Source organism: Methylomonas sp. DH-1 (genome assembly GCF_046097555.1).
Classification (GTDB): domain Bacteria; phylum Pseudomonadota; class Gammaproteobacteria; order Methylococcales; family Methylomonadaceae; genus Methylomonas; species Methylomonas koyamae.
In genome coordinates this window covers 853539-877518 of sequence record NZ_CP143089.1, presented here as the reverse complement: position 1 = coordinate 877518, position 23980 = coordinate 853539, and the positions used below count along the sequence as shown (strand labels likewise).

The window sequence follows — 23980 nt, the reverse complement described above, 5'->3', positions numbered from 1 at the left end:
ACGAAAGCCACTTTACTTTCCAAAAACCTTATTGGTAGTGATAACTTACCTACGAACTGGGATAAGCGCCAATATTTGTCAGACTCAAGCGCGGCGCGGGTTGCGAGGCATAGAGAAAGAAAGAAAGAAAGAAACAGGCCTGTAACGTTACAGTAACGCCACCAGATACAGATACAGATACAGATACAGATACAGATACAGATACAGATACAGATAATCTTTTTCCCGACGGGTTATCCGAAAAACCTCAGCCGGCGAAGAAATCAAAATCTGATACAGAAAAGCAGTTCGAGCTTGCCTTGTCACACTATCCAAAGCGATCAGGCGGTAACCCGACAAAAAGAGCCCTCAAAGCCTGGAACGCAAGGATCAAAGAGGGACGCAGCGCACAAGAGTTAATCGACGGCGTCATCCGCTATGCCGCCTGGGCCGACGCTTTCGGCAAAACAGGCACCGAATTCGTCAAACAGGCCGCAACGTTCTTCGGCCCCGATTTGCACTTTCAAGAACCCTGGACCATTCCAACCAACCCCGCCCAAACCGGAGGAAACAAACATGCCCAAAAACCAAAATCCGCCGACGTTCGATCCCAGCTATTCCCAACACCCGTTGTCGGCAATAGCTCCCACAACCCAGGCGTTGGAGCAAGCCACCATCCTCTTTTCGAGGCTGGGAGCGATTTATCGAAATCTATGGATTGATGGATTTCAAAGCGTGGAAGAACTGAACGCCGTGAAAATCGAATGGGCCAAGCAGCTAAACCGACTTTCGCCGATCCAGATCGAGGCGGCAATTCAGGCCTGTATCGACTCCGGAAACAAGTTTCCGCCAAATCTGCCCGAGTTCGTCCGTTACGCCACCACCGCCCCCGAACCGCTACCCAAATCACGCCGGAAAATTTACCAATGAGCCAAGCAAAACAAATCAAGTACGAGGAAGCGGTTGTTCACATCCTGCTTAACCATCCCGCGGCGCTGGCCGGCCATGAAATTGACGAGCAATGGTTCTCAAAATGGCGACCGGTAATCGCCGCCGCTAAAGCCATTGTTGCCGCCGGCAACGAGTCGGATATGATCACGCTCGCCGAGCGCATTAAGCATCCGACGATTCTCGGAGAACTAAACCAAGTCCGCAGCAACTCTTACGCGGCCGCCGAGAACCTGCCCAAATACTTGGCTGGGCTGCGGTCAATGTACCAAGCAGCCCACGTACAGCAAGTCCTGTCCAATTCACTCGCCGAGCTCCAGGCTGGCGCAGACCTGGAGGAGGTGCTTGGCCAAATGATGCAATCAACCTTAGCGGCAGTCGCGACGGAATCGCGCAACTACAACCACACAATCAAGCAGGCCCTAGGCCAATTCGTTGACGAACTTGAGGCCGCATTCGAATCGCGCGAGACGGGCGGCCTAGGGCTCAAAACGGGTATTGCTGCGCTCGATCGCGTGCTTGGTGGCATGCATCCGACCGATCTGGTCGTCGTCGGCGCGAGGCCTGCCGTCGGAAAAACCGCTTTCGGAATGTCTGTCTTGCTGGAATTAGCAAAAACAGGAAAGCGAGTCGGCATTATCTCCACCGAAATGGCGGTGTGCCAGTTGATGCTTAGGGCAACATCAGCGAATAGCGAGATCGCTGGCACGGCGCTTAGGGATGCCAATTTGCAAGACCATGATTGGCCTCACATCACGGCAGCGATTAATCGCATCGCACACCTCGATGTGAGAATTTTCGACAAGCCGGATGTCACAATCGCCGACGTAGCTCTCCAAGCCAAGGCTTGGGCGATTGACGGCGGCCTGGACTTCGTCGTTGTTGACTACCTGACCCGCGTTAAGCCAATCAAAACTAGCGGCAATAGAACTATCGACGTTGGAGAGGTCGCCATCGGCCTGAAAAATATTGCCCGTCAAATCAACATACCAGTTATGGCCCTCGCGCAACTAAACCGCTCTAGCACCAAGCGAGACGACAAGAGACCGATCATGGCTGACTTGAGGGACTCGGGGGTCATTGAACAAGAGGCCGATCAAATCCTGCTTTTGCACCGCGACGACGACGACCTCGCACCGGCAGAGATCATCGTAGACAAAAACCGACACGGGGAAGTGGCGACGGTGCGATGCACTTATCTACCACAAACGATGCAATGGACAAACCTCGCGGATCGATACGCCGACGCCGCTTAACCCAACCGACCAATAATTTTTTTACCACCATTGGAGAACCAAATGCTTACCAACTTATTTTTACCCAAGCTTCAAAGCCTAGCGGATCAACAGTCACCTACCATGCTGGAATTGCTGGAGAGAAAAAAACAAAGCGACAAGCTTGAAACCGCTACCAATCCGGATTATTTGCGCGGAGCCTTTGCGGTGATTGCGGAGCGCTACATCACCACCCTTGATCAGGGCGGCTTTAAATTCCACGACGAATACGAGAGGGGCGAATTCTTGTGGATGCTGCAGTTGCTCGTTGACTACGCGGCATCCGGCAAGATGGAAGATTTGTTTCCATCACAGCCACTTCAAAATACCAGCAGCGGCGAAGCCTGAACTCGCTAACAAATCAAAAACAGGATAACGGGGCAATTTCTCAAGAAATCCGCGCTTAAGCTATCGACAACATCCAACTTACGCACTAAATGGGGTTAAAAATGCATAAAAATTTGAAAATAACAAAAACTGAAATGTGCCAAGCGGTCTCAGTAAAACAAACAGTGGTCGCGGCCGCCCTTGCCTTGGAAAAAATCGACCTCGAGTCTATTGGCCTCAGCGCCTCCGATACCAAAACGGTTGCGCAAGCGGCCAAGATCCTCTGCAAGATCAATGCAGAGGCCACCGCCGTAATCGACCAGGCGAATAAGCAATTTCATGGCCGCGACGAAAACTTGATTAATCTAGCCTCTAGTCGATTTTTTTATATCGATCGCTTGCTAGAAGAACACAAATCGAACCAATATTGGGTGCGAAAGTCATTCGCCGACAGAACCGAAGAGCTAAAAAAACAACGGTTTAGCCAAAATGAGATCAACGCGATCTTGGACGATCCAACCCCAGAAATCGAAGCGCTGCAGAAAAAAATCGACGCCTTGGTCAACGAAAAATCAAAAATCGAAAAATTTCTAGGCGACGCTCCGATGTTCGATCCCGGTCTTTTGGCTGGAACCTCCTTGTCTCCGCAGATAAACATGTCCGAAGTAGGGTAAGGGGATAGCATGAACATGCAGCAAATTACCGCCGCCACACTGCTGGCCGCAAAAAACCGGATCATAGCCCTGGGCCAGACCTTCAAGGACGCAAATCTGGCAATCGGTCAGAGAAATGACGAATACGACCGCCGCAAACAAGCGGCGCAACGCGAGCTAATGCGCCCTAGCGAATTCGTTTCGTTATTCCCCAGTCCACCAACATTAGCGGCCGAAAACGCCGAGATCGCGTCGAAGCAAGCGCAAATAGCCGCCATCACGGGAACAAATACCTTCCCAAAAGCACTGCTCGAGCAAGACATCTTCATGCTTAATGTCATGAAGAATATGAAGACAGAAACCTACGCCAGGGAGCTAAGCAAACCCGAGCGGACAATGACCGCCGCTCAATTTTCGACGCTCTACCCTGCGCCAACGCATGCCACAGACCTATCCACAATTTCCGCTGCTCAAACCGAAGCCAACAAGCTAGATTCCTTCTTAAAATCAGGTCCTTACCCATCTCCAGGACTGTACGACGTAGACTTGTTGGCCGGCACCGCCGTAAGCTACCCCTGATGGCCATTCAATCCGACGCCCGTGGTTTTTTAATCGGCGACCCGATCGAACTCGGCCGCAAGTCGAGCGACATTAGTCATATTAGCGAAGACGTGTCGGCCATTCGCCGCACAATCAGCGAACGGTGGCACGGCTACACAAGGCCCTCGCCATCGGCCAGCCCGGCGCGGGATGCTTCAGGCAAATTTACCAGCGCATCTACCGTGAAAGTCGCCGTCCCCAATAGCTCAAAATCCAGCGGCGGCACCACGGCGGCGGCCGGGAATGCGGTAGTTGCCGAACGGATTCGGCGGGTATCATCGGGCGGAGGCGCCGAACTTCCTGGTCGCGATTCTGCGGGAAGGTTTACGGCAGGAGGATCATCGGCAAGCAACAAGTCGGCATCGGTCATCGCGTCTATCGGCGACCGCCTATCGCGATTGACAGCGGTCACTTCGGGGATCGACGATGCCGACCCCGCTGTAAAGGCGGCGCGCGAAGTGGCCGAACCTTTGCGCCGCGGTTTCGAATTTTTCCAAGGCGATAAGCAAACGTCGTGGCTTAAGAAAATATTTTCCAAGCTGTCGATCTTCCAGAAAGAGGAATCGGTTTACAACAAGGTATCGACCAAGACGTTGAAAAACATCGAAGGTAAAACCGGAATCCAGGGCGAGGATGGCAGTTTTTCAGGCGGCGCAACGGGCTCTATCCTGGGCCGGGCAATTCCTTGGGCGCTTGGAGGATTGGCGGCCGCCGGTAGCGGACTTGTGTCCATGATAGGCGGGGCATTAACTGCTACTATCGCCGCAGTATTCAGCCCGATAGGCGTTGCCGTTGCCGCGGCTGGCGTGGCGGCGTGGGGAATCTTTACCGACGATGGACGAAAATTCTTTGCAGACCTGGGCGGAAAGATGGCCGAAGGCTGGAGTAAGTTCACCGACTTCTTAGTCGAAAGCTCGCCCAAAACGATGGAGTTCCTTAAAAAAGCCGGCGATAAGGCTGGGGCCGCCATCGACAGTGTCAAGGGAGCGGCCGGTAAGGCGACTTCATTTGTCACCGAGCAGGCAAAAGACGTAGGTAATTACCTGGTAAAAAGCTCGCCGAAAACGATGGCGGCCATCGAGAAAGTAAAAGGCTTTGGCGCTGACGCCATTAGCAAGGCCGCAAATGCCTTCCAAGGCGATACGCCTAGCGGTTTGACCACGGCGCAGTTTGCCGCCTTGGCCGCCGACACCCGGCGGACGGAATCAAGCGGAAAAACCACCGCCGAAAATAAGTACGGCTACCTAGGTTCCTACCAATTCGGCGCCGCTGCGCTTGCCGATGCCGGTCTTATCGATCCGGCCAAGCTCAAAGCCGCCAGAAAAGACGGGCGATTCGATCAAAAAACATTCCTCGCCAATCCTGCAAACTGGCTTCTATCCGGCGGCAAAGACGCCTTCCTGGCCGACCAGGCGTTGCAAGACCAGACCTATTCGAAATACGCGGGACAACTCCAAAAAGCCGGCTTGCGGTCTGGCGCGTTGTCGGCCGGCTCGACACCGGAACAAATCGCCGCCTATATCAAAGCCGCGCATTTGGTTGGCGCTGGCGGCGCGAATGATTACTTCACCCGCGGCCGAGACCGCGCGGACGCCAACGGAACCTTGGCCTCGCTATACGCGAAACAGGGCGCCTTGGCCGTTGCCAGCGTCAGCGCGCCACCGGTCGGACTAATGCCCAAAGCGCTAACAATCCCGCAAATCGCCGAGGCGCCCAAGGTCATTGAGCCACTTGGATCGCCAGAGGCGAAGGCCTTCACCGTCAACATACCGTCGCAGGACGTCGGGCAAAGCTTATCAGATCGCCGGATAGCTCACATCGCGAGTGGCGGCATTGGGGGGTAAATGAAAATCAATGAAACTCAAACGCTGACGTCGGACTGGGGCGCGCTGTCGCCCCATCTGATTGCCTCATTCTGGGAGGTTGACCGGGAAGGCAACAAGAAACAGGGCTCCAATACCGTCGTCCAGGCGGCGGTAACGGACGACGCCAGCCTGGAAGTCACGCTGAACTGGCAATCTCCTTTCGAACAGGCCGGACCTGAAACAAAAGCACCAACGCTGTTCGCCATGCTGCAGTCGGGATTGGCTTCAGACATTTTTGACAAACTCGGCTTTGACAAGCAAGCCGATTCCAATTCAAAAGCCACGCGCTTATTGCAACAGTTCGAAGGTAGAACCGGAATTACCCAGTTGAATTCCGTTCAGGTATTCAACGGCATGCCGCCGGCAAAAATCCAGATGACGTTGCTGTTTAGGGCTTGGCGCGATCCAGTTTCGGAAGTCGAGACACCGTTCAACCAGCTCATGGAATGGGCGTTGCCGATCGAACTGGCTAAGGACAGTACGCTATTGACCAATGCATTTGAGGCCTTGAAAGGGTCAAAGGATTGGATCGAGGCCGTTTTGCCCTCTCAGGCGCCTACGTTATTGGCCTTCCATTACAAGGGCAGGACATTCGCGCCCATGGTCATTGAGTCGATCAGCCAGCCATTGACGGCACCGACCAGCAAAGATGGCAAGTTCGTCGAGTTGTCGGTACCGGTAACCCTGGCAACGTTGGCCGCCATTGACCGCAAATATTGGCAATCCATTCAAAAACGATAATGGCAAAACCACCCAAATTCGACATTTCTGGCGCGAAAAAGGAACTCAATGCGCGTCGCGAATTCGACGCCTTCCGCCGCGATAACGCAACAACCATCTTACGGCCTGAGCAAATCCAGGGAAAGGACTGGCGCTCAGCCAAGGTGCTGATGACGACCCTAGGCCTGGCCAACGGCGAAATGCGGCCGATCACCAAACAGGACTTGATCGCGTTCCACCGCAACATCACCAAGTTGCAATCACGCGTCATCAAGGGAGTGACCGCGAACGAGGTGATCAATCTTTCAACTCCTGAGGATAAGCGGCGGAGCAAGGAACAAATCCACGCCGCTATCCCGATTCGCGTGAAAAATGGCGACATCCATTTCTTGACCAACGCCGGGCCAGACTCCGACAAGGTTCGTCACAGTGTCCATATCGTACTCATGGACTATGACGTTGGTCTGGCCAAGGGCACCCCGCTGCAAGCCGCAAAGGAGATTGCCAAAGGAAATCTGAGATTCGACTGTGATTGCGACCACCACACGTTTGTCTTCCGCTACATCACCACGCTAATGGGTGCCAACGCCGGCCGCGCCGAAACCGGGTTCCCTAAGATACGCAACCCTCAGTTGGAAGGCATCGCGTGCAAACATGTTCTCCGTGTCATGACCGAACTGAATAGCTCCATTTTCATCTGGCGAAGGATAGCCGCACTGATCGAAGCCGATCGATCCAAAAACGCCAACAAATTGCGATCAGGGCAACAAAAGATTGTCGGAATGACCCAGCGCGAGGCCTCGGAGATGGCGGCTAAACAAAAACTTAGCCCGCGCAAAATCGAAGCCATCAACAAAGCTTCAAAGGCCTCCAACATCGCCAATGCGGTAAGGACAGCAGCCAGAATGGCACCTCCCCCGTCTCGCCCCAAGCGCGCATCCATGAAGCAGGCGAACGATGCGGCGACCATCTTGGCGGCAACCGGAATGACCATGGAACAAATCGTGGCGATGATTGCCGCTCAGAGGGGGTAGGCATAATCGCCCCCGACACCCAATTTTTCAACCAACCCACTGGAGTAATCATGCAACAACCCAATTTCAATCATCGCGTAATGCCGGCCGGCGGCGAACTGGCCGAATTCAATAACCTCGACTTTTATTCAACAGTCGCCGGGAAAATCGAGGACATTCGTGCGCTGACCGACATCATGCGAACCCAGTTCGAACCCGGCGGCGATGTAGTCATAGGCGACGAAGTAAATCTCAATCTTTTAAAGCAAATTGACCAGCACCTCTGTGACCTTGATTCCATGGCGGAATGGGTCGTCGACAATTTCGAAATCGTCCCCGACAACGGGAGCAACGAATCGGCAGCGACCAGCGAATCAGACGATTTGACCGAGTAAATAGGCTTAACAGACCGGGGCGGCTATCCGACGCCCCTCTTAAACCCAATCAACGCGGGGAAAAATGAGTAAACCAAAGGTCCTTTACACGAACAAACAAGAAATAGCGGCCTTAAAATTAACCGGATCCAGGCTGTATGTCGCACGTGAGCTTCTCGACATTACTCAGACAGATGCCGCGGAACTGTTAAATACTTCCAAACAAGCGCTCGCCGACGCCGAAGCCGGCAGATTGAATCCATTGCCTATCAAGCTTTTAAAAGCGGCAGCCGAAACTTACGACGTATCGGCCGATTGGCTACTCGGCTTGGCTGACGACTGGGAATGCTCCCTTAAAATCGACTTGCAGCGCGACTTTCTGACCGGATTGCAGCGGATTCACCTTAAACATTACTCCAAACTTGTGGCACGCCAAGCCGAAGCCGATGAAATCAAAACCCGCGCGCAAGCGGCGCTTGCCGAAATCGTCACCGCTTTCGAGCTATTCCGAAAGTCCAACCCGGATTTCGACGACATGCCCGCCGGGGCTCGGCTTCTGCGAGCCGTTTCCGCCGTTCAAAAGTTGGATTATCGGTTTGATTACTTAACCCTCAAAAACAAGCCAACTAACACGGAAATCGCCCCGAAATCCGCAAGAAATTCGTGATGAAATGCCTCAAAACCACCGATTTGAGGAATAAATGCTTATTTCCTACACCAATTTAAAACCTGACGAAATCAAATCCGCGATGTCGTTGAATTTCGGCGCGCGGATGGCCGAAGCCCGCGAACTGTGTGGGCTTAGCCAAATTGAAGCCGCACCGCTGTTCGGCTTTACCAATTCGTCGCGGCTCAGTAAACTCGAGTCCGCCGAATACGGCCACCTTTCCTACATCAACCCCAAAGTCCTCGCCACGGCTGTTCTGCACTACGGCGTTAGCTCAGATTTCTTATTTGGCTTCTCTAACTACCCCCAACGTGACATCAAGCAAGCTCGCGAAAACCAGGTTAAGGACCTGCTGTCCGACCTGATCGCCGACGAAATCGCCGATATCCGCCGCCTGGTTGATGCTGTCAATAAGCTCGCCGAACTGACCCAACGCTTTGGAGGGTGTAAGAATTTTTGTGTAAACGGCCATTAGGCAGGAAACTGCCCTTACTTTGAGGAGTAACTATGACCTTACCAAAATCCATCCCAACCGAACTGATCGACAGCTTGCTGTCAGGCTATCAAAAACCCGAAGACCTGTTGGGTGAAAACGGTCTTCTGAAACAACTGACCAAGGCCCTGGTGGAGCGGGCTTTAGAAGCTGAAATGACCGAACATCTCGGTCATGGCAAGCATGAAGCTGTCGGCAATCCTACCGGCAACACCCGCAATGGCAAGAGCCGGAAAACCCTGAAAGGCGACTTTGGCGAGTTGCCGATTGAGATTCCTCGGGATCGTCATGGCCACTTTGAGCCGCAAATCATTGGCAAACACCAATCCCGTTGGACGGGCTTTGACGACAAGATCATTTCGCTCTATGCCCGAGGTCTGACGGTCAGGGAAATCCAGAGCCATCTGGAAGAACTGTATGGCACTGAAGTTTCACCCACCTTGATCTCCTCGGTGACGGATGCCGTGATAGAAGAAGTCAAAGCCTGGCAATTGCGGCCGCTTGATCCGGTTTACCCCATCGTTTATCTCGATTGTATCCATGTCAAAGTGCGCGATACCGGTGCCGTGCGCGTCAAGGCCGTTTATCTGGCCATTGGGATTAACCTGCAAGGAGAGAAGGAAGTGCTGGGCTTATGGATCGCCCAAACCGAAGGGGCCAAGTTTTGGTTACAGGTCGTGACAGACCTGAAGAATCGCGGCGTGCAAGACATCTTCATTGCCTGTGTCGATGGCTTGAAAGGCTTTCCCGAAGCGATTGAAACCGTCTATCCACAGGCTGCCGTCCAACTGTGTATCGTCCACCTAGTCCGCAACAGCCTGAACTATGTCAGTTGGAAAATGCGCAAACAGATCGCCGGCGATCTCAAGCGAATATACCAATCAGCCAGCGTCGTTGAAGCAGAGCAACGACTGGCTGAGTTCGAGACGCAGTGGAACGAGGCCTACCCACCGATTGGCCAGATTTGGAGACGGAATTGGGATAGGATTATCCCTTTTTTCGACTATCCAACTGAAATACGTCGCATCATTTACACGACCAATGCCATCGAGTCCGTGAATATGAGTCTGCGGAAAATCACCAAAAATCGCGGCTCATTTCCCAGTGATGAAGCCTTGTCGAAATTGTTCTATTTAGCCCTGATGAATATCAGTAAAAAATGGACCATGCCGTTGCATGACTGGAAAGCTGCTTTGAATCGGTTTAGCATTCAGTTTGAAGACAGGATGCCTAATCGATAATTAAATCCCGTTTACACAAAATTCAGGACACCCTCCTACCCGATTGCTATCCGTTTCATTTACACTTATCCACAGCCGGTGACTCCAAAAACCGGCTCCGCCCCCTAGTCAAATTTCAACCGGTACGGTTGGTCAATTTTCGCCCGGCACCAACATTCATTGTTTTTACCGTTGGCAATCAGTGCTGAAATTTTCCATTGAGGACAATTCCTACAGTGTTCGTTAGAAATCAAAACTAGATTTCTGCAAAATGTATATGATATGTATTCATCATGTATATCTTATGAGGTGGCGCATGCACATTAATCTATCACCAGAAATTGAACGCTACTTGCAAACTAAAGTAGGTACAGGCTTTTATAGCAATGCATCCGAAGTGGTTCGTGATGCTATACGGCGCATGTGGGAAGAAGATGACAAGCTTGAAAAGCTTCGCGATGCAATCAGACAAGGGGACGAGCAGATTGAGAGAGGGGAAGGTATTGCTTACTCAGCAAGCCAGTTAGATAAAATTACTGAAAAAGCATTAGACAACGCCCGCAATGGCAAGAAAATAGGTGCCAATGTCACAGGATGAGCTTTCAATCATCCTATCGCCTCAAGCGGTAGATGATTTTGCTGACATTCTCCAATACACGTTTCAAACATGGAGCGAAAAGCAGATGCATGTTTATCGCTCTGTCATCGATAAGGCCCTGATTACAATTCAACAGAATCCTGAAATCGGACATAGGCGACCAGAGATTTCAAAAAACCATCGGTCGTTTCCAGCCGGACAGCATGTTATTTTTTATCGAGCTGACCAGCATGCAATTTATGTTTCACGCATACTGCATGAACGCAAGGATATTAAAACCGCCTTCTAAGTGCCTTGAGATCATCTTAAGATCGTTATCAAAGATCACTCAATGATCTCCGACGGCCTTTACGAATATCTCGAAATTCAGATTCGACATTGGCGCCGCTTAAATCGCGATGCATACTAAAAAACTCGTTCATGGCGGCTTCTTGTTCTTCACTATTTACAGTAGATAAAGAAGGATGAACGATGTCAAGCGTTTGAGCATGATAACTGATTTCAACAGTCTTACCTCGCTTTAAAGCGTCAATGAGAGCTTTATGTTTTGATTGTAACTGGGAGGCTGTAAAGCGCATAAAGAATTAAAAAAGCATTTAATAATAAATATTCTGTCAACTATTCTTTGAATGACATATCTCAGCAGCCGTGCATCGTTTCTCAACAAAAACGCTTTCACAGCCAAGCTACGGGTCAGCTTTCACCCGCCAATTCCAGAACGGTGGCAATTAGGTTAGGGCTCAAATAAATATCTGATCGCTCAATTTGTCTGAGTAAAGGCTTCACTTCCTTTACTAAACCTTTAGCTTTGGCGCAAGCAATATGTCCAACGAATCGATTGTGTCAATTTGATTGATCTTTGCCACTTTGCGGCCCCGTCGATCATCGATCAATAATTTGTCCGCTGATAACTGTTTTTGTAAAGCACCATCGCAGCGGTTTCTCCAGCGTCAGCAAAGGCATCCAAAAACACATAATTGCTCAAATCGACTTGATGAACTTTGTCTTGCAAAAAGTGTTTCAGGGCTTGCGCTTGAGGCTTATCGGATTTGGTTGCCTCTAAATAGACCGATTCAGGTACCGCCACCCGGGTAAACAATGCTTACAATAAATATAAACTATCGCAGATCGACAACGCTACCAATGCGGAACAATCCGCAACCAGAATCATACTGATCGCATCCCCGCAACCTCATCCAACAATTCCTGTGGACTAATGTCGATGACAGATACTTGATTTTGTTTACAAGCTGCCATGAAGTCGTATATATCCAGATGAGCCAGTTCAGCAGCCTTGGTAATGGTGACCTTGGCATTTTTAAATAGCCACAAGGAATAGCTCAACCGCATGTCTTTCTCGATGTCGGCAGCCGATTGAAAACTGACAAAATCGTTGGGGAGGTCGATAGCTATTTGCATAGTGTTTTCCTTACGCTTTGATTCGGCGCTAAAATTGATCTGAAACAAGAACAGATTGTAATGCAGTCAATACCTTTCCGTAATCTAGCGTTATCAAATTCGCAAAAATCGTACGCGAGATTTACGCGACTTAGTTATGCTCAGTTGTGATGCGTCGTGTCGCGTAGACAGACCAGACAAAATTAATAATTAAATAAAAACAATGGCTTACAGAATTGTAATTGCACTTTTAATGCGATGGTCGTGCGTTCGAATCGCACACGACCCACCATCAATTCGATATACAAATCAACCAGTTACTGAGAAATCAGAGCTGGTTTTTTGTGTCTGCCATTTTTCATTTCCGACTTTTTGACGATTAAGCTGCCCGAATCAATGTAAGCTCGGGTTGTTGCTTATCGTCGCAAAGCAATTCCACACACTCAATCAGCCGAGCGATTTCCGCCTTACGGTATGCGTAGTGATATGCCCTGCATGACGCCCTAACAAGTCTTGACGGTCTTCAAGACTTACACCGGCAGCGCGTAACCGCATGCCGAATACTGAGGCCCTGCGCGTGCGGACTGCTTGCGCCAGTCATAAAGTCGAACTGAAACCCGTTTTTCAAGCTCCCCCTCTGATTACCCGTCATTCCTTGACCGGTTTTTTCTCCAGCTTCCGTTGCAAAGTCCTTCGATGCATATTCAGGGCGCGCGCGGCGGCGGAAATGTTGCCGTCGTGTTGCATCAGTACTTTTTGCAAATGTTCCCATTCCAGACGCTTTACCGATAACGGGCTATCGCTGATAGCCACCGAGGCGTCGCCCTCGTTTTTGTATAGCGCGCTGACAATTTCGTCGGCATTCGCCGGCTTGGTCAGATAGTGGATTGCACCTAACTTGATCGCCTCCACCGCGGTCGCGATGCTGGCGAAACCGGTCAACATGACGATTTGGGTATTGTCGTCCAGCGAAATAAGCTTCTTGACCATCTCCAGCCCGGAATCGAAACCGATCCGCAAATCGATTACCGCGTACTCCGGCTCGGTCTGCTCGGCCAATTTCATCGCCGTCGCCACATCGTTGGCTACCGTTACCTGAAAATTGCGTTTTTCCAACGCCGGCTTCAACACCGAACAATAGGTCACGTCATCGTCAACCAACAATAAATTCGGCTTATCCGTAGGCAAATTGGTCATGGATACTCTCCTTAGCTAACAACGGCAAACTGATCTCCACGCAAGCTCCGCCGCTGTCGAGATTACTGAACTGTATTGTACCGCCCAAGCGTTTTATCGTGGTATAGGTCAAAAACAAACCCACCCCCATGCCCTGCTTGTTGCTTTTCACCGGCTGATGCCCGGCGAAATCGATAAACTCGGCCGGCAGCCCCGGACCGAAATCCCGGATCCGCAAAAACAAATTGTCATCGCTCCACTCGGCATGAAACTCGATACCGGCGTCGTCCGGAGAAGCCTCGGCCGCGTTGTTCAGGATATTGATAATGGAATGGGTCACCGTGCGCTCGGCGATTATTTTCGCCGCCATGTCTACGTTCGGGGATACGAATAATTTCAGCCGGGTAGCAGATTTGTGCGCCCGCCATTGATTCAAAACTTCGTCGATATACTCGCTGACCAGCATGACCTTGCCCGATTCGGCCCGCATCTCGCCGGCCGACGCCGACATCACCGACAACGCCTGCTTGCAGCGGTCGATTTGCTGCTGCACGATCATCAGCTTGTGGTAGAGCTCAGGATACCGGTGCTCGGGGAAATCCTCGACCATTTCGTGCGTGAGGATCGCGATCGTACCCAGCGGCGTGCCCATATCGTGAGCCGCGCTGGCCGCCAACGTACCCAGCGAAACCACGCGCTCATCCCGCAAGGCACTCTCGCGGGCATCGGCCAGATTGCGCTCGCGCTCTTTTAACGTTTTCGACAATTCCACGACAAAAAACGCGACCAAGCCGGCACTGAACACAAAACCGAACCACATGCCGAACACATGCAGATTGAAATAGCGCCTATCGTTCATCAGATGCATCTGCAGACTCATTTCCGGCGTCAACTCGGCCATGGCCGGATGCGCCAAATGCGGCTCGATGGCCGGAAGCGGCACGTTATAGGCGATCAACACGGTGTAGACACACGAAGTTATGATCACCATGTTCCACGCGTAAGCCTGGGGCAACATGATCGCCGTTACGATCAACGGCAATAGAAACACCCAAATGATCGGATTAGAAGCGCCTCCGGTCAGGTATAGCAGATAAGCCAACGCCAGCACGTCCATGCAGATTTGCGAAAAAATCTCGTGCTCGGTGACTTCTTCCGGCGTGCGCAGCCGCAGCCAGGTGTATAAATTGAGTATCGAGATCGCAAAAATCGCTAACCACAACTGGTTTTGCGGCAGCTCGATGCCCAGCCCGTTGACGGCAATGAACACGGCAAAGGTCACCGCGAACAGCATCAGATTTCTCAGAATGTACAACCACCTGAGATTTTCCCGGATCGAGATTTCGGCTTTGGGTAGGATGTGGGAAAGCATGGAAAACCTGCCAGACTTGAATGGGCCGGATAAAAAGGCCATCTAAACAGCTAATTTAAATTTGGTAAAGAAGCTTTGAAAATAGGCTCAAAATCCATCCGCACCACAACCTGGAAACCGGGTTGAATTTAAACGCTCACCGTGTTCCAGCCGCCGTTTTTGTCAACCCAGCGCATACTCATCCAATACCAAAGCGTCATGGGCATCATCATGGCAAACCATTCCCAATCTTCTATCAGAAACATCGTGGCAACCCAGGCGCTACCCTGAAAATAATGCCCCCACGGCACGCAATACAGTGTGAACAACAGGCTGCTCCACACCAGCCATAGCGCCCCCCGGCGCGTCTCTATACTGGATAGCGCAAGAAATACCCACAACGGGGTATTTGGTGTTTTTTGCATAAATATCTCCAACTGGCAGTCGGCCCGGAATCAAGGCGCCTCAAAATAGCAGCAAAGTATTGCAAAATAAAGGCCATTTCTTTCGATAACGCCTGCGGGATGCAAAAACCCCAGCAACACAGGGTGATTAGAACATAAAACAACCGCAGGAAGAGACAAAAGCATCCGTTCCGGCATATTTCCGGTCCGGGAATATTTCCAAACCCGCCCCAAGAACCGGCAAATACCGCAATAAGCGCGTGGTATAACACAGTTTAATTTATCGCATCCGCCTGCAGCATCAGAACCAGCCTAAAAGCAACGTGGAAAACCGGGCCTCATCCACCCCTGAAATGTACGAAACCCGATGCCGACTCCGAGTCCCAACACATCCGCGGCAAACTCCAGCGGATGCCGGCTTAGCTGGCCGAAGCTTTGCTTGCTATTAAGGTGCTGCTACCATAAACCGGTTAGCGATGCCGGCTTCAGCAGCCAATACGCTCGGAGGCTTGCCTATCCGGCGAGTGTTTTCCTTCCTCAATCAACAGCCTTACCTGCCATGACGCTAAAGCATATTTTTTTTCTAGGACTCTCATTCGCGGCGACAATCGCCAGCCAAGCAGCCGAACTGGGCGAACCCGTACCGCAATGCCCCGCCCAATTAGCCGAATCTCAAACTACTCTGGATTTTAGCCGCTACAAGGGCAAAGTCTTACTGGTCGATTTCTGGGCGACCTGGTGCGGCCCCTGCCAAAAGTCAATGCCGTTTCTGAACCAATTGCGTAACGAGCTGCAAGCGGACGGATTTGAAATCATTGCCATCAATGTCGATGAAAATAGCGACGAAGCCCGCCGTTTTCTGCAAACCCGCTCAGTCGACTATCCGATACTGTTCGACCCGCAAGGCAAATGCCCCAGCGCGTTTGGAGTACAAGCCATGCCCTCGTCGTTCTTCGTCGATAAAACCGGAAAAGTCCGCAAAATCCACCTGGGATTCCGCGAAACCGACCAGTCCGAGATCCGCGATCAAGTCGCCAAATTGCTCGCCGAATAATCTCGAGCCCGCCATTAGCCGAGCATCGGTTGTATTGGACCGGTAAAGCCGGCGGCACCGCCAAAGACTCGGCAAAATGCAACGCCTTCCAGGACAGATAGTGCCCACGTCCAAGGGCGACAGCTAAGCGGCGCTCGCCAGACCGCAGCCCTTCTCCACATTCCGCTATGGATGGGCTGAAGCCCAAAGCCCGCATACGCACAAAGATCGCACCGCAACAGCGAGCGCAGCCCGGCCTTTTTTTGCGAATTCCGCCCGCCGCAGCTGCGCCGGCCCGCCAGAACATGCCTCGAATACGGCGCAATGCCGGCCTATGCCAATTCTATACGGATAAACCAAGCGTTTAACTGTGTCATTTCACCTATAACCAAGTTATATAACATAGTTTAATTTCTCCGAAACAAATCCTCATCCGCTCCGCGTCCGGCAAAACCCGGCCAGGCCTTTACAAATCAATCAGATAAATACAATGCGAGCAAGCACCCATTTATGGCATCAATTATGCGTACCTGTTCACGTTACTTAGTTTCGCCTGGACAGCAACGCGGGGCAAAAATTGGGAACAACACTAATAACAGCAGAGAAACTATCTTTTAAGGAGAACCACATGAAGAAATTGAAATTCATTGCAATGGGTTTTGGCGGCATGGCGATGATGGCTGCAGGCGATGCGGCATTTGCTCACGCCTCTATCGTTGGCGCGATTACCAGCGGCGCGACCGGCTTTCCTCGCGTCGGTTTGAACCATGCTTGCAACGGCACCACCCCGCCGACTCCGATTGTGGCCCAAAGCGTAGTCATCCCGACCATTAACCCGACCATTCTGAAAAAAGAAACCGTTTCCGGCGCCACGACCGATGTTAGCGGCGGCGGCTTAAGTCCTTACTTCTCAACCAACTTGGCCGGCACCACCCCTTTGAACTCACTGCAAAACCTGGGGCAGTTGATCCAAAGCAAAGACGTGTTTTCCAATCAAATCGAACAACGCAACGCGAGCAACAGCGTCATCGGTTGGGTTTCCACCAAAGGCAGCTTGGCTGTGAATCTGCACGGCGAAGTACCATTCCGCTTTGCGGCGCCGCATTTCAGATTTGCCGCAGGTAATGCCAATTCCTGCGTCAGCAAACTGACCGTGCAATTCGCCGTGGCCGACATTTGCAACATCAACCAAAAACCGGGCAGTTTGCCGGCGATCGGTAGCGGCAATAACGGCGTCAACCTGTGGATCGACAAGACCATAGCAGATCTGGACACCACGCAATTCCCGGCCAGCGCGATTGAAAACGGTGCCGGCACCACCAACTTGACCATCAACCGCGATACCGCCATCAACCCTTACCCAGCCAACTGCGCGGCGGCCGGCGGTAGCGATCCGACCATCGAAATCACGGTCAAACCATCGGCTGACGATATCGACCAACTGGCATTCCCAGGCTGGGGTACTCCGGCTAGCGGCAACACCTTCCAATAAGGTTAGTTAAGCCGATACCAGGCGCAGCGCGGTCCAATTTGCCCGGCCAATCCGGCGCTGCGCCTTTCCGGATTCCACTCAGCCCCTTTTTTCGGAGAATCTAAATGAAAAAAATCCATGCCTTGTTGGCTGTATTAACCTTACTTTCGACCACCGCTCAAGCCGACCTCACTTGGATCGACGCCACCCAACACGACGCCAACCAAGTCGACTATTTCAGCTTTCAGGTCGATGCGGCCGGCGAAGTCAATATTTACACCGCCTCCAATGCCCCGTTCAACCCATTGTTGACGCTGTGGACCACAACCGCGGCCAATCCGACCGCCGCCGACTGGACCAAACTGGCTTTTAACGACGACCGCGCCACCGCTAATTTCTTCGAGACCACCAACAGCAAGGACTCGCAACTGGTTCTGAACCTGGGGATCGGAAACTATTTGGCAACCATCACCGGATTCGGCAACAATACCCTGGGCAACACCTTGTCTAGCGGATTCTCCGGCGGCGGCAGCTTTTCCAGTACGTTCCTTTATTCGCTGAACATCGACAGCTCGGTCGTGTCGGCCTTGGAAAGCGCCAATCCGCCCGCAGCAGTTCCGCTACCGGCAACGGCCTGGATGCTGATATCCGGTTTGATGGGCGTATTGGGTATCTCCAAGCGCAAAAGCCGATAATCAGCAGCTTGCCCCGTTAACGCCAAGCGCCGCATTCACCAAACTCGTGAACGCCTCGTTTGGCATTAATAGTTTTTTAATCCCAAATGGAAATAGGTAACCCGATGAACAAGACAATTCTGGCCTCATCCCTAGCCCTCGCACTGTCGACCGGTGCCGCGCAAGCTTCGTTAACCATTAACAGCGTGCACGATACCGCCACCCCGAATAAGATCGAAGCTTATTACATCCAAGCCAATACTTCCGGCAGCTCCAACATTTTTCTGAGCTCCATCGATACGAACGTCGACGTCGGAGGCGAGCCGCTTGCGCTGGCAATGAACGGCCTGCTCAGCGTCTGGCAACTGTCGGGCAGCAACTGGGTTTTGGTTGGCGCCAACGATGAAGCCCCCAGAGACGCTTCCAACTCAAAGAACATTTATGGCGTTAACGTTCATCAGTGGGCCGCAGCCGATCCTTTCGGCGGCATCTCCGACCCCGGTCTAACCTTAAACTTGACCGCCGGCTCAACCTATTTGATTTTGCAATCCGACACCAACAACGGCCCAACGTCTCTATCGAATGAACAGAATTTGGTCGGCAGCTTAGGCCAAACCATTGCCGTGGGTTCTCCATTTCAAGCCGCATTATGGGGAACCTACGATGCCTGGGGCGCACCTACTGAGGGCGTGCAATTGAATAACTACACTTTGACCATTACCGGCGACGTCAGCCAAGTATCCGCACCGCCAGCCGCAGTGCCGGTGCCAGCCGCCGTCTGGTTGTTCGGCTCGGTTCTGGGTGGATTTGGCCTGTTCGGCCGCAGAAAGTCCGCTTAACCAGGACGCCTGAACCCGTCGCCGCCTTAGCCGCCGGATGCGCTCGATTCGCCTGCTCGCCTACAGCTTACTGCTGCTGCCTTTGCCGGCCGTAGCGGAACGGCAGCTAATTCTCGAGCGCACCGGGCCGGGCGAATTTAGAGTGGCTCCAGGCGAAGCCGGCCTGGAGCAAGTGCTGGCGCAGGTTGCCGAAAAATCGGCAATCAGGCTGCACTATTCCGCGTTACCGAAGGAATCGGCCAGCGCGGATTGTGCCGGCAAACTGGAGAGTTTATTGCCGTGCCTGCTCGGCCCGCAAGCGAACCTGGCATTTCGCTATTCGTTGGCTCCGAGCGGGAACAGGCAACTAACGGAAGCCTGGATACTGCCGCAGCCTGCCGAAAGCGACAGCGAAACCGGCCGGGCCTTGGCCACAGAGCCGGCACCAACCGTAACCGACAATACGCCAACCTTTCTGGAGCAAGCCAAAGATCCGCAACAACGGATGCAGGCCATCGCCAATTTGACCATGGCCGGGCGGTTCGACGATATGCAAGTCAAGGCGGCAATCAAAGACGCGTTGAAAGACAAAGATCCGGGAGTGCGGGCGCAAGCGGTGTTGGCATTGCGCCAAACCCAGGACGGGGACGCGGTTAACCAAATCGCCCAAGCCATGCACGACAGCAATGCCGATGTCCGCCTATTGGCGACGGAAAGCGTAGGCGACAACGCCTTGCTATTACAGCAGGCCCTCACGGACAGCGACCGTGCTATCCGCGAATATGCCGCCGCCAAATTGGCCGCACTGAACCAATCCAATTAACTAAACAAAAATTACACAAGTAACACTATGCGAAATTCATCATCCAAACACCTTCCGATCGCCGGCTTGCTGCTAGCGTCTGCCGGACTGGCAACCACCGCTTCCGCCCACGAAATCATCGGTTCGTTGAGCAACGGTGTTCTAAGCCAAACCGGTGCCGGCGCTACCGACGTTTACACAGTCAGCTGTTACAACGACCCGACATTGTCATCGAATCCGACCGACCATCTATATTTTCAAGTTCGCGACGCCAGCTCGGCCGGCGGGCAAATCAGTGCGACGGCAATAAACAACGCGATCATCGCCAACCAAGTCACGAACAATCTGCGCACGGCCGTGACAGCGACCGATTTGGTGGGTGGAGATAACTCGGCTAGTGCGGTTAAGACATTAAAAACGCCGGTGCCCGCCCAGGACGTGACCTTTACGGTTGTGGTACACCATACCGCCGCAGCGACAGACAATTATGTGCTGACCGCCCACTGCGAGGATGCAGGCAACAACCACACCGGCACCGACTCGCTGCAATTACAAAACCAGTAAGCAAACTTAATTGCATCCGGACATTGGTCGCGCGGCAGGTGGCCAATGTCCGGTTTAACGAACCCGCGCCCGGCTGGGCCGTACCCTGATTCGCAAATGAGATATTCCCGAATTCTCGCTTTTTCCGAATGCCAAGGCATCCGCCCTATCTTCGAAGCCACGGCGATAATGCGGCAGAGTTTTTCCATCTATTAAAAAAAATGGGTTCTGATGAGAGCCGGTGAAAGTCGACTAAAATCTCGCGCCAACCCTTGCCTGCGGACAAACCTCCGCACGTTAAAATACCGGCGACAAGTCTCTCCGATGCATAGAAAGTCTTTTGAATTATTAGCCCGGCCGTCGAATGCCGTTTGCCCTGCCCCCGTCGAAGGGCTCCGTCCTAAAGGTATAACGGCATTGAATCGGGCCGGGTTTATCGCCTTGATAGGCCTGGCAGTTTGCAGCGGCGCGTCCGGCTGTGCGCCAGTACAACCCTGGGAGCGCGGCATTCTCGCCAAACCGCAAATGGCGATCTCGGCAAATCCGATGTCCGACGAAATGCGCGGCCATATCTACGGCAGCCGCGAAGCCGGCGCCGGCAGCAACACGGCGAAAGGAGGCGGCGGCTGTGGCTGTTACTGACGAGCACACCGATCAGCCAACAAACCATGCGCCGGCTAAATCGCCGGCGTTCGCTACACAGACCCTGCAAGCGTTTACGGTAGCGGCGCAGATACTGCTTGGCGTGCAGGTACCGAATACCGGGGTTGCCGCCGAAGACGACAGCGCGGATTTTCAGTACAGCCATTATCAGGAAGGCAAGCGCAATTTGTACGGCAGCCGACCCGACAGCCGTAACCCGATCGAAGTCGACAGCATACACGGCCGCGCCAACGCCATGCTGACCGACCGGATCAAACTCGGCTTCAACTATGTTCAGGACACCTGGTCCGGCGCCACGCCCATTGCCACCGCCCCGTTGGTTTTCGGCGGCAATCACCGTTATACCAGCGGCACGGCGACCGGTGCCTCGCCGTTTATATCCCCGCCAAACACGATGTATGTCGACCGGAATTTCAACCCGATGCAATATCACGGGGACGACCCGAACACAGGGATAGGTTTGTTTAGCCAAAACCGGCAGTTAGTCCATACCCTGTCGACGGCCTCGCCGGAAACCCGCAGACAGGGCGATTTCAGATTGGGCTACGAATGGGACGAAGCCGAAGCCAATCTGGGCGGCGGCGTATCGTCCGAGCGGGATTACGAATCGCGCTTCGTCAATCTGGGCGGGCGCATCGATTTCAACCAAAAACTGACCAGCCTGAATCTGGGCTTGAGCTATACCAACAGCGACACCAACGCCTTGCTCGACCATGATGCAACACCTTACATCAATGTTCGAGCTTACAGGGAATCAGGACAAATTCGCAGCACGACCACCGGAACCCGCCTGACCGGCACCAAGGAAGACATCGCCGCCAGCCTGGGCCTGACTCAAATTTTGAGCAAAGATGCACTGATTCAGGCCGACTTGAGTTTTACCCATAGCAGCGGCTACATGGCCAACCCGTATAAGGTCATGGAAGCATTGTTCGTCGATCCGAATCAGATTCCTGACTTAATAGACCCATTCGGCGACGGCAAGGATTATTTTAGCGACGGCCGACCGGCCGATGTTCTGAAAGGCGATCTAAGGGCATTTCTGGAAAAGCGGCCCACCCTGCGCAACCAATGGAACCTGGGTGGCCGTTACGTCCAATACTTTCACACCTTCGATGCGGCCCTGCATTTCGACTACCGCTTCTCGCACGACGACTGGGGCATCAACTCCCACACCTTCGAAGCGGACTGGGTGCAACCGTTGGGTTCGGGCTGGACCGTAACTCCGCGAGTCCGTTATTACTCGCAGGACGCGGCCGATTTCTATAAACCCTATCTGCTAGTCAACCAGGCAGTTTCTTCAAATTTTACGACTAGCAACGACTACCGAAAACTGCCCGACTATTACTCCAGCGACCAGCGCTTATCCGGCTACGGCACGCTGAGCGGCGGCATCTCGGTCAGCAAACAATTCGCCAAAGGCATTACCCTGGAAACCGGGTTCGAATACTACACCCACTCCGGCTCGCTCAAGATCGGCGGCAACGGCGAAGGCAACTATTCCAACTTTAACTATTTCGTCGCCAATGCCGGCTTGAAAGTCAATTTCTCGGCCGTCGGTGCCGGTAAAGCCGGCGGCGAACACCACCATCACGCGCACCACCACCATGGCGCCGAAATACCGGCCGGCGTCATGTTCGCCCACATGATGGATCAGGCCGACGCCGTGATGGTCGGTTACCGGTACATGTACAGCGCCCAGGCCGGAGACATGTTACGCGGCTCGTCGGTCGCCAGCGACCCGGCCATCGTCAATTTCGGCTGCGGCAGCGCCAACATCGACAAATGCTTCATCGCGCCGGAGCGCATGAGCATGCACATGCACATGCTGGATCTGATGTACGCACCGACCGATTGGTTGAATTTAATGCTGATGCCGCAATTCGTCGACATGGACATGGACATGCGGCAAATAGCCGATCCCGCAGCCTATGCCGGATTACCGCCGCCCCCTAACAAATTGAACCATATTACGCACCACATCAGCGCCGGCCATAGTACCGGCGGCGTCGGCGACACCGGCATGTACGCCTTGTTCAAATTGTTCGGCACGCCCGACCACCACGTCAATCTGACCTTGGGTGTCACCGCGCCGACCGGCGACGTTTCCAACCGGCTGCGCCGCAACCACGCGGTGGACGGCGGTTTTAACGACTACGGCATGCAATTGGGCAGCGGCACCTGGGATTTCAAACCCGCGCTGAGTTATACCGGACAATACGGCGAATGGTCTTGGGGGGCACAGGTCAACGGTACCAAGCGTCTGGACAACAAAAACGCGTCCGGTTACGCACTGGGCGATATCATCCAATCCACCGCCTGGGGCAGTTACCAGTGGCTGGACTGGCTGTCTACCTCGGTGCGGGGCGTCTATACCGCTCAGGGCGCAGTCAGAGGCCAGTTCGATGGCTTGATTCAAACCATGGCACCGTCCGATTTTCCGAAAAACTACGGCGGCCAATATTGGGATGTCGGCTTTGGCGTAAACGCCCGCGTACTGAGCGGCGATTTAGCCGGAAATAGCCTGAGTTTCGAATGGCTGGAACCGGTGGCGACCAAGCAAAACGGCTACCAATTAGAGCGGGACGCGGCTTTGGCGGCGACCTGGACTTACGCGTTTTAGTGGAGTTCGGCTGCTGTGTAACCGATAGCGTTGCGTTTCCCTTCCAGAAATGGCGTGGTTCGTATTAGTAGTTGAAACCACGTCTAAGCCGGAAACCAAGCCGCAAGGACCTAAGAAACCCTCGCCATAAACGGCTTCAGGGCGCCGGAAATCCTCCGCTGCCCCACGGATACCCCGAGGCGCCGCCAACCGAAAAACGCATAGATGGCCTAAGCGGTGGGATCGGCTGAGCAATGCCGCCACTGCCGGCTTTTTTGGAAGGTGTCGCGAAGGCCCTTGCTCCGGCAAACAGC

The 23980-nt window shown here is 53.1% G+C and carries 31 protein-coding genes; 23 read left to right on the top strand and 8 right to left on the bottom strand.

Annotated features, from left to right (window positions below; genetic code table 11):
• Nucleotides 1–147 precede the first annotated feature (147 nt).
• Complete coding sequence (locus VXJ35_RS04170; protein WP_157198060.1) at nucleotides 148–306, bottom strand: hypothetical protein; 159 nt, start codon at nucleotides 304–306, stop codon at nucleotides 148–150.
• Between VXJ35_RS04170 and VXJ35_RS04165 the strand changes: the two genes are divergently transcribed.
• From VXJ35_RS04165 to VXJ35_RS04095, 15 genes are all read left to right on the top strand, one after another.
• A complete protein-coding gene (locus VXJ35_RS04165) occupies nucleotides 300–701 on the top strand; it encodes a hypothetical protein (RefSeq protein ID WP_157198059.1) in 402 nt (133 codons plus the stop codon). The two genes, VXJ35_RS04170 and VXJ35_RS04165, sit on opposite strands and share 7 nt — an antisense overlap.
• A 13-nt stretch (nucleotides 702–714) precedes the next feature.
• Nucleotides 715–909 (top strand): hypothetical protein, encoded by a 195-nt coding sequence (locus VXJ35_RS04160; protein ID WP_197495959.1) that lies wholly within the window; start codon nucleotides 715–717, stop codon nucleotides 907–909.
• Nucleotides 906–2183 carry a DnaB-like helicase C-terminal domain-containing protein gene (locus VXJ35_RS04155; protein ID WP_064020603.1) on the top strand — a complete coding sequence of 426 codons (1278 nt, stop codon included), beginning with the start codon at nucleotides 906–908 and terminating at the stop codon, nucleotides 2181–2183. Before VXJ35_RS04160 ends, VXJ35_RS04155 begins: the two co-directional genes overlap by 4 nt.
• Nucleotides 2184–2225: 42 nt before the next feature.
• Nucleotides 2226–2549 (top strand): hypothetical protein, encoded by a 324-nt coding sequence (locus tag VXJ35_RS04150; protein ID WP_157198058.1) that lies wholly within the window; start codon nucleotides 2226–2228, stop codon nucleotides 2547–2549.
• Nucleotides 2550–2650: 101 nt separating this feature from the next.
• Nucleotides 2651–3202 carry a hypothetical protein gene (locus VXJ35_RS04145; protein WP_064020601.1) on the top strand — a complete coding sequence of 184 codons (552 nt, stop codon included), beginning with the start codon at nucleotides 2651–2653 and terminating at the stop codon, nucleotides 3200–3202.
• Between the two features lie 9 nt (nucleotides 3203–3211).
• Nucleotides 3212–3760 (top strand): hypothetical protein, encoded by a 549-nt coding sequence (locus VXJ35_RS04140; protein ID WP_064020600.1) that lies wholly within the window; start codon nucleotides 3212–3214, stop codon nucleotides 3758–3760.
• Nucleotides 3760–5625, top strand: a complete 1866-nt coding sequence (locus VXJ35_RS04135; protein WP_064020599.1) for a hypothetical protein — start codon at nucleotides 3760–3762, stop codon at nucleotides 5623–5625. The genes VXJ35_RS04140 and VXJ35_RS04135 overlap by 1 nt, the downstream gene beginning before the upstream one ends.
• Nucleotides 5626–6387, top strand: coding sequence for a hypothetical protein (locus VXJ35_RS04130; RefSeq protein ID WP_064020598.1), 762 nt, complete (start codon nucleotides 5626–5628; stop codon nucleotides 6385–6387).
• Nucleotides 6387–7400: a hypothetical protein gene (locus VXJ35_RS04125; protein WP_064020597.1), complete on the top strand. Its 1014-nt coding sequence runs from the start codon at nucleotides 6387–6389 to the stop codon at nucleotides 7398–7400. Before VXJ35_RS04130 ends, VXJ35_RS04125 begins: the two co-directional genes overlap by 1 nt.
• A 50-nt stretch (nucleotides 7401–7450) precedes the next feature.
• The gene (locus VXJ35_RS04120) at nucleotides 7451–7774 is read left to right on the top strand and encodes a hypothetical protein (protein WP_064020596.1); all 324 of its coding nucleotides are present in this window, start codon (nucleotides 7451–7453) and stop codon (nucleotides 7772–7774) included.
• 64 nt (nucleotides 7775–7838) lie between these two features.
• Nucleotides 7839–8420, top strand: a complete 582-nt coding sequence (locus VXJ35_RS04115) for a helix-turn-helix domain-containing protein (protein WP_064020595.1) — start codon at nucleotides 7839–7841, stop codon at nucleotides 8418–8420.
• Between the two features lie 34 nt (nucleotides 8421–8454).
• Nucleotides 8455–8895 carry a helix-turn-helix domain-containing protein gene (locus VXJ35_RS04110; RefSeq protein ID WP_064020594.1) on the top strand — a complete coding sequence of 147 codons (441 nt, stop codon included), beginning with the start codon at nucleotides 8455–8457 and terminating at the stop codon, nucleotides 8893–8895.
• Between the two features lie 32 nt (nucleotides 8896–8927).
• Nucleotides 8928–10154, top strand: a complete 1227-nt coding sequence (locus tag VXJ35_RS04105) for an IS256 family transposase (RefSeq protein ID WP_064020593.1) — start codon at nucleotides 8928–8930, stop codon at nucleotides 10152–10154.
• A gap of 295 nt (nucleotides 10155–10449) precedes the next feature.
• Nucleotides 10450–10731, top strand: a complete 282-nt coding sequence (locus tag VXJ35_RS04100) for a type II toxin-antitoxin system ParD family antitoxin (RefSeq protein WP_157770229.1) — start codon at nucleotides 10450–10452, stop codon at nucleotides 10729–10731.
• Nucleotides 10718–11020: a type II toxin-antitoxin system RelE/ParE family toxin gene (locus VXJ35_RS04095; RefSeq protein ID WP_064020592.1), complete on the top strand. Its 303-nt coding sequence runs from the start codon at nucleotides 10718–10720 to the stop codon at nucleotides 11018–11020. The genes VXJ35_RS04100 and VXJ35_RS04095 overlap by 14 nt, the downstream gene beginning before the upstream one ends.
• Nucleotides 11021–11048: 28 nt before the next feature.
• Here VXJ35_RS04095 and VXJ35_RS04090 read toward each other — a convergent pair whose 3' ends face one another.
• From VXJ35_RS04090 to VXJ35_RS04060, 7 genes are all read right to left on the bottom strand, one after another.
• Nucleotides 11049–11309, bottom strand: a complete 261-nt coding sequence (locus tag VXJ35_RS04090) for a hypothetical protein (RefSeq protein WP_082880792.1) — start codon at nucleotides 11307–11309, stop codon at nucleotides 11049–11051.
• Nucleotides 11310–11424: 115 nt separating this feature from the next.
• Nucleotides 11425–11517 (bottom strand): hypothetical protein, encoded by a 93-nt coding sequence (locus tag VXJ35_RS04085; protein ID WP_197495958.1) that lies wholly within the window; start codon nucleotides 11515–11517, stop codon nucleotides 11425–11427.
• A gap of 103 nt (nucleotides 11518–11620) precedes the next feature.
• Nucleotides 11621–11818, bottom strand: coding sequence for a hypothetical protein (locus VXJ35_RS04080; RefSeq protein WP_197495957.1), 198 nt, complete (start codon nucleotides 11816–11818; stop codon nucleotides 11621–11623).
• A gap of 80 nt (nucleotides 11819–11898) precedes the next feature.
• Nucleotides 11899–12150, bottom strand: coding sequence for a UPF0175 family protein (locus VXJ35_RS04075; RefSeq protein ID WP_064023361.1), 252 nt, complete (start codon nucleotides 12148–12150; stop codon nucleotides 11899–11901).
• Nucleotides 12151–12777: 627 nt separating this feature from the next.
• Complete coding sequence (locus tag VXJ35_RS04070) at nucleotides 12778–13326, bottom strand: response regulator transcription factor (protein WP_064020591.1); 549 nt, start codon at nucleotides 13324–13326, stop codon at nucleotides 12778–12780.
• Entirely contained in the window at nucleotides 13304–14677 is a 1374-nt protein-coding gene (locus VXJ35_RS04065) for an ATP-binding protein (protein WP_064020590.1), read from the bottom strand. Before VXJ35_RS04065 ends, VXJ35_RS04070 begins: the two co-directional genes overlap by 23 nt.
• A 128-nt stretch (nucleotides 14678–14805) precedes the next feature.
• The gene (locus VXJ35_RS04060; RefSeq protein ID WP_064023360.1) at nucleotides 14806–15081 is read right to left on the bottom strand and encodes a hypothetical protein; all 276 of its coding nucleotides are present in this window, start codon (nucleotides 15079–15081) and stop codon (nucleotides 14806–14808) included.
• Nucleotides 15082–15619: 538 nt separating this feature from the next.
• Here VXJ35_RS04060 and VXJ35_RS04055 point away from each other — a divergent pair.
• From VXJ35_RS04055 to VXJ35_RS04020, 8 genes are all read left to right on the top strand, one after another.
• Nucleotides 15620–16114 carry a TlpA disulfide reductase family protein gene (locus VXJ35_RS04055; protein ID WP_064020589.1) on the top strand — a complete coding sequence of 165 codons (495 nt, stop codon included), beginning with the start codon at nucleotides 15620–15622 and terminating at the stop codon, nucleotides 16112–16114.
• Nucleotides 16115–16721: 607 nt separating this feature from the next.
• Nucleotides 16722–17585: a hypothetical protein gene (locus VXJ35_RS04050; RefSeq protein WP_064020588.1), complete on the top strand. Its 864-nt coding sequence runs from the start codon at nucleotides 16722–16724 to the stop codon at nucleotides 17583–17585.
• A 104-nt stretch (nucleotides 17586–17689) separates the two neighbouring features.
• Nucleotides 17690–18259: a DVUA0089 family protein gene (locus VXJ35_RS04045; protein WP_064020587.1), complete on the top strand. Its 570-nt coding sequence runs from the start codon at nucleotides 17690–17692 to the stop codon at nucleotides 18257–18259.
• A 104-nt stretch (nucleotides 18260–18363) separates the two neighbouring features.
• Nucleotides 18364–19077 carry a VPLPA-CTERM sorting domain-containing protein gene (locus VXJ35_RS04040; RefSeq protein ID WP_231879364.1) on the top strand — a complete coding sequence of 238 codons (714 nt, stop codon included), beginning with the start codon at nucleotides 18364–18366 and terminating at the stop codon, nucleotides 19075–19077.
• Between the two features lie 37 nt (nucleotides 19078–19114).
• Nucleotides 19115–19879: a HEAT repeat domain-containing protein gene (locus VXJ35_RS04035; protein WP_064020585.1), complete on the top strand. Its 765-nt coding sequence runs from the start codon at nucleotides 19115–19117 to the stop codon at nucleotides 19877–19879.
• 27 nt (nucleotides 19880–19906) lie between these two features.
• Nucleotides 19907–20422, top strand: coding sequence for a hypothetical protein (locus VXJ35_RS04030; protein ID WP_157198057.1), 516 nt, complete (start codon nucleotides 19907–19909; stop codon nucleotides 20420–20422).
• Nucleotides 20423–20818: 396 nt separating this feature from the next.
• Complete coding sequence (locus VXJ35_RS04025) at nucleotides 20819–21043, top strand: DUF4266 domain-containing protein (RefSeq protein WP_064020583.1); 225 nt, start codon at nucleotides 20819–20821, stop codon at nucleotides 21041–21043.
• A complete protein-coding gene (locus VXJ35_RS04020; RefSeq protein ID WP_231914842.1) occupies nucleotides 21030–23687 on the top strand; it encodes a DUF3570 domain-containing protein in 2658 nt (885 codons plus the stop codon). The genes VXJ35_RS04025 and VXJ35_RS04020 overlap by 14 nt, the downstream gene beginning before the upstream one ends.
• The last annotated feature ends 293 nt before the right edge of the window (nucleotides 23688–23980 follow it).

Excerpts from the sequence above, each read along its gene's own strand:
- VXJ35_RS04115 (WP_064020595.1), top strand. The coding sequence starts at position 7,839 with ATGAGTAAACCAAAGGTCCTTTACACGAACAAACAAGAAATAGCGGCC.
- VXJ35_RS04130 (WP_064020598.1), top strand. The coding sequence starts at position 5,626 with ATGAAAATCAATGAAACTCAAACGCTGACGTCGGACTGGGGCGCGCTG.
- VXJ35_RS04120 (WP_064020596.1), top strand. The coding sequence starts at position 7,451 with ATGCAACAACCCAATTTCAATCATCGCGTAATGCCGGCCGGCGGCGAA.
- VXJ35_RS04140 (WP_064020600.1), top strand. The coding sequence starts at position 3,212 with ATGAACATGCAGCAAATTACCGCCGCCACACTGCTGGCCGCAAAAAAC.
- VXJ35_RS04065 (WP_064020590.1), bottom strand. The coding sequence starts at position 14,677 with ATGCTTTCCCACATCCTACCCAAAGCCGAAATCTCGATCCGGGAAAAT.
- VXJ35_RS04145 (WP_064020601.1), top strand. The coding sequence starts at position 2,651 with ATGCATAAAAATTTGAAAATAACAAAAACTGAAATGTGCCAAGCGGTC.
- VXJ35_RS04090 (WP_082880792.1), bottom strand. The coding sequence starts at position 11,309 with ATGCGCTTTACAGCCTCCCAGTTACAATCAAAACATAAAGCTCTCATT.
- VXJ35_RS04105 (WP_064020593.1), top strand. The coding sequence starts at position 8,928 with ATGACCTTACCAAAATCCATCCCAACCGAACTGATCGACAGCTTGCTG.
- VXJ35_RS04035 (WP_064020585.1), top strand. The coding sequence starts at position 19,115 with ATGCGCTCGATTCGCCTGCTCGCCTACAGCTTACTGCTGCTGCCTTTG.
- VXJ35_RS04050 (WP_064020588.1), top strand. The coding sequence starts at position 16,722 with ATGAAGAAATTGAAATTCATTGCAATGGGTTTTGGCGGCATGGCGATG.
- VXJ35_RS04075 (WP_064023361.1), bottom strand. The coding sequence starts at position 12,150 with ATGCAAATAGCTATCGACCTCCCCAACGATTTTGTCAGTTTTCAATCG.
- VXJ35_RS04055 (WP_064020589.1), top strand. The coding sequence starts at position 15,620 with ATGACGCTAAAGCATATTTTTTTTCTAGGACTCTCATTCGCGGCGACA.
- VXJ35_RS04045 (WP_064020587.1), top strand. The coding sequence starts at position 17,690 with ATGAAAAAAATCCATGCCTTGTTGGCTGTATTAACCTTACTTTCGACC.
- VXJ35_RS04100 (WP_157770229.1), top strand. The coding sequence starts at position 10,450 with ATGCACATTAATCTATCACCAGAAATTGAACGCTACTTGCAAACTAAA.
- VXJ35_RS04030 (WP_157198057.1), top strand. The coding sequence starts at position 19,907 with ATGCGAAATTCATCATCCAAACACCTTCCGATCGCCGGCTTGCTGCTA.
- VXJ35_RS04125 (WP_064020597.1), top strand. The coding sequence starts at position 6,387 with ATGGCAAAACCACCCAAATTCGACATTTCTGGCGCGAAAAAGGAACTC.
- VXJ35_RS04150 (WP_157198058.1), top strand. The coding sequence starts at position 2,226 with ATGCTTACCAACTTATTTTTACCCAAGCTTCAAAGCCTAGCGGATCAA.
- VXJ35_RS04040 (WP_231879364.1), top strand. The coding sequence starts at position 18,364 with ATGAACAAGACAATTCTGGCCTCATCCCTAGCCCTCGCACTGTCGACC.
- VXJ35_RS04060 (WP_064023360.1), bottom strand. The coding sequence starts at position 15,081 with ATGCAAAAAACACCAAATACCCCGTTGTGGGTATTTCTTGCGCTATCC.
- VXJ35_RS04155 (WP_064020603.1), top strand. The coding sequence starts at position 906 with ATGAGCCAAGCAAAACAAATCAAGTACGAGGAAGCGGTTGTTCACATC.
- VXJ35_RS04135 (WP_064020599.1), top strand. The coding sequence starts at position 3,760 with ATGGCCATTCAATCCGACGCCCGTGGTTTTTTAATCGGCGACCCGATC.
- VXJ35_RS04095 (WP_064020592.1), top strand. The coding sequence starts at position 10,718 with ATGTCACAGGATGAGCTTTCAATCATCCTATCGCCTCAAGCGGTAGAT.
- VXJ35_RS04070 (WP_064020591.1), bottom strand. The coding sequence starts at position 13,326 with ATGACCAATTTGCCTACGGATAAGCCGAATTTATTGTTGGTTGACGAT.
- VXJ35_RS04110 (WP_064020594.1), top strand. The coding sequence starts at position 8,455 with ATGCTTATTTCCTACACCAATTTAAAACCTGACGAAATCAAATCCGCG.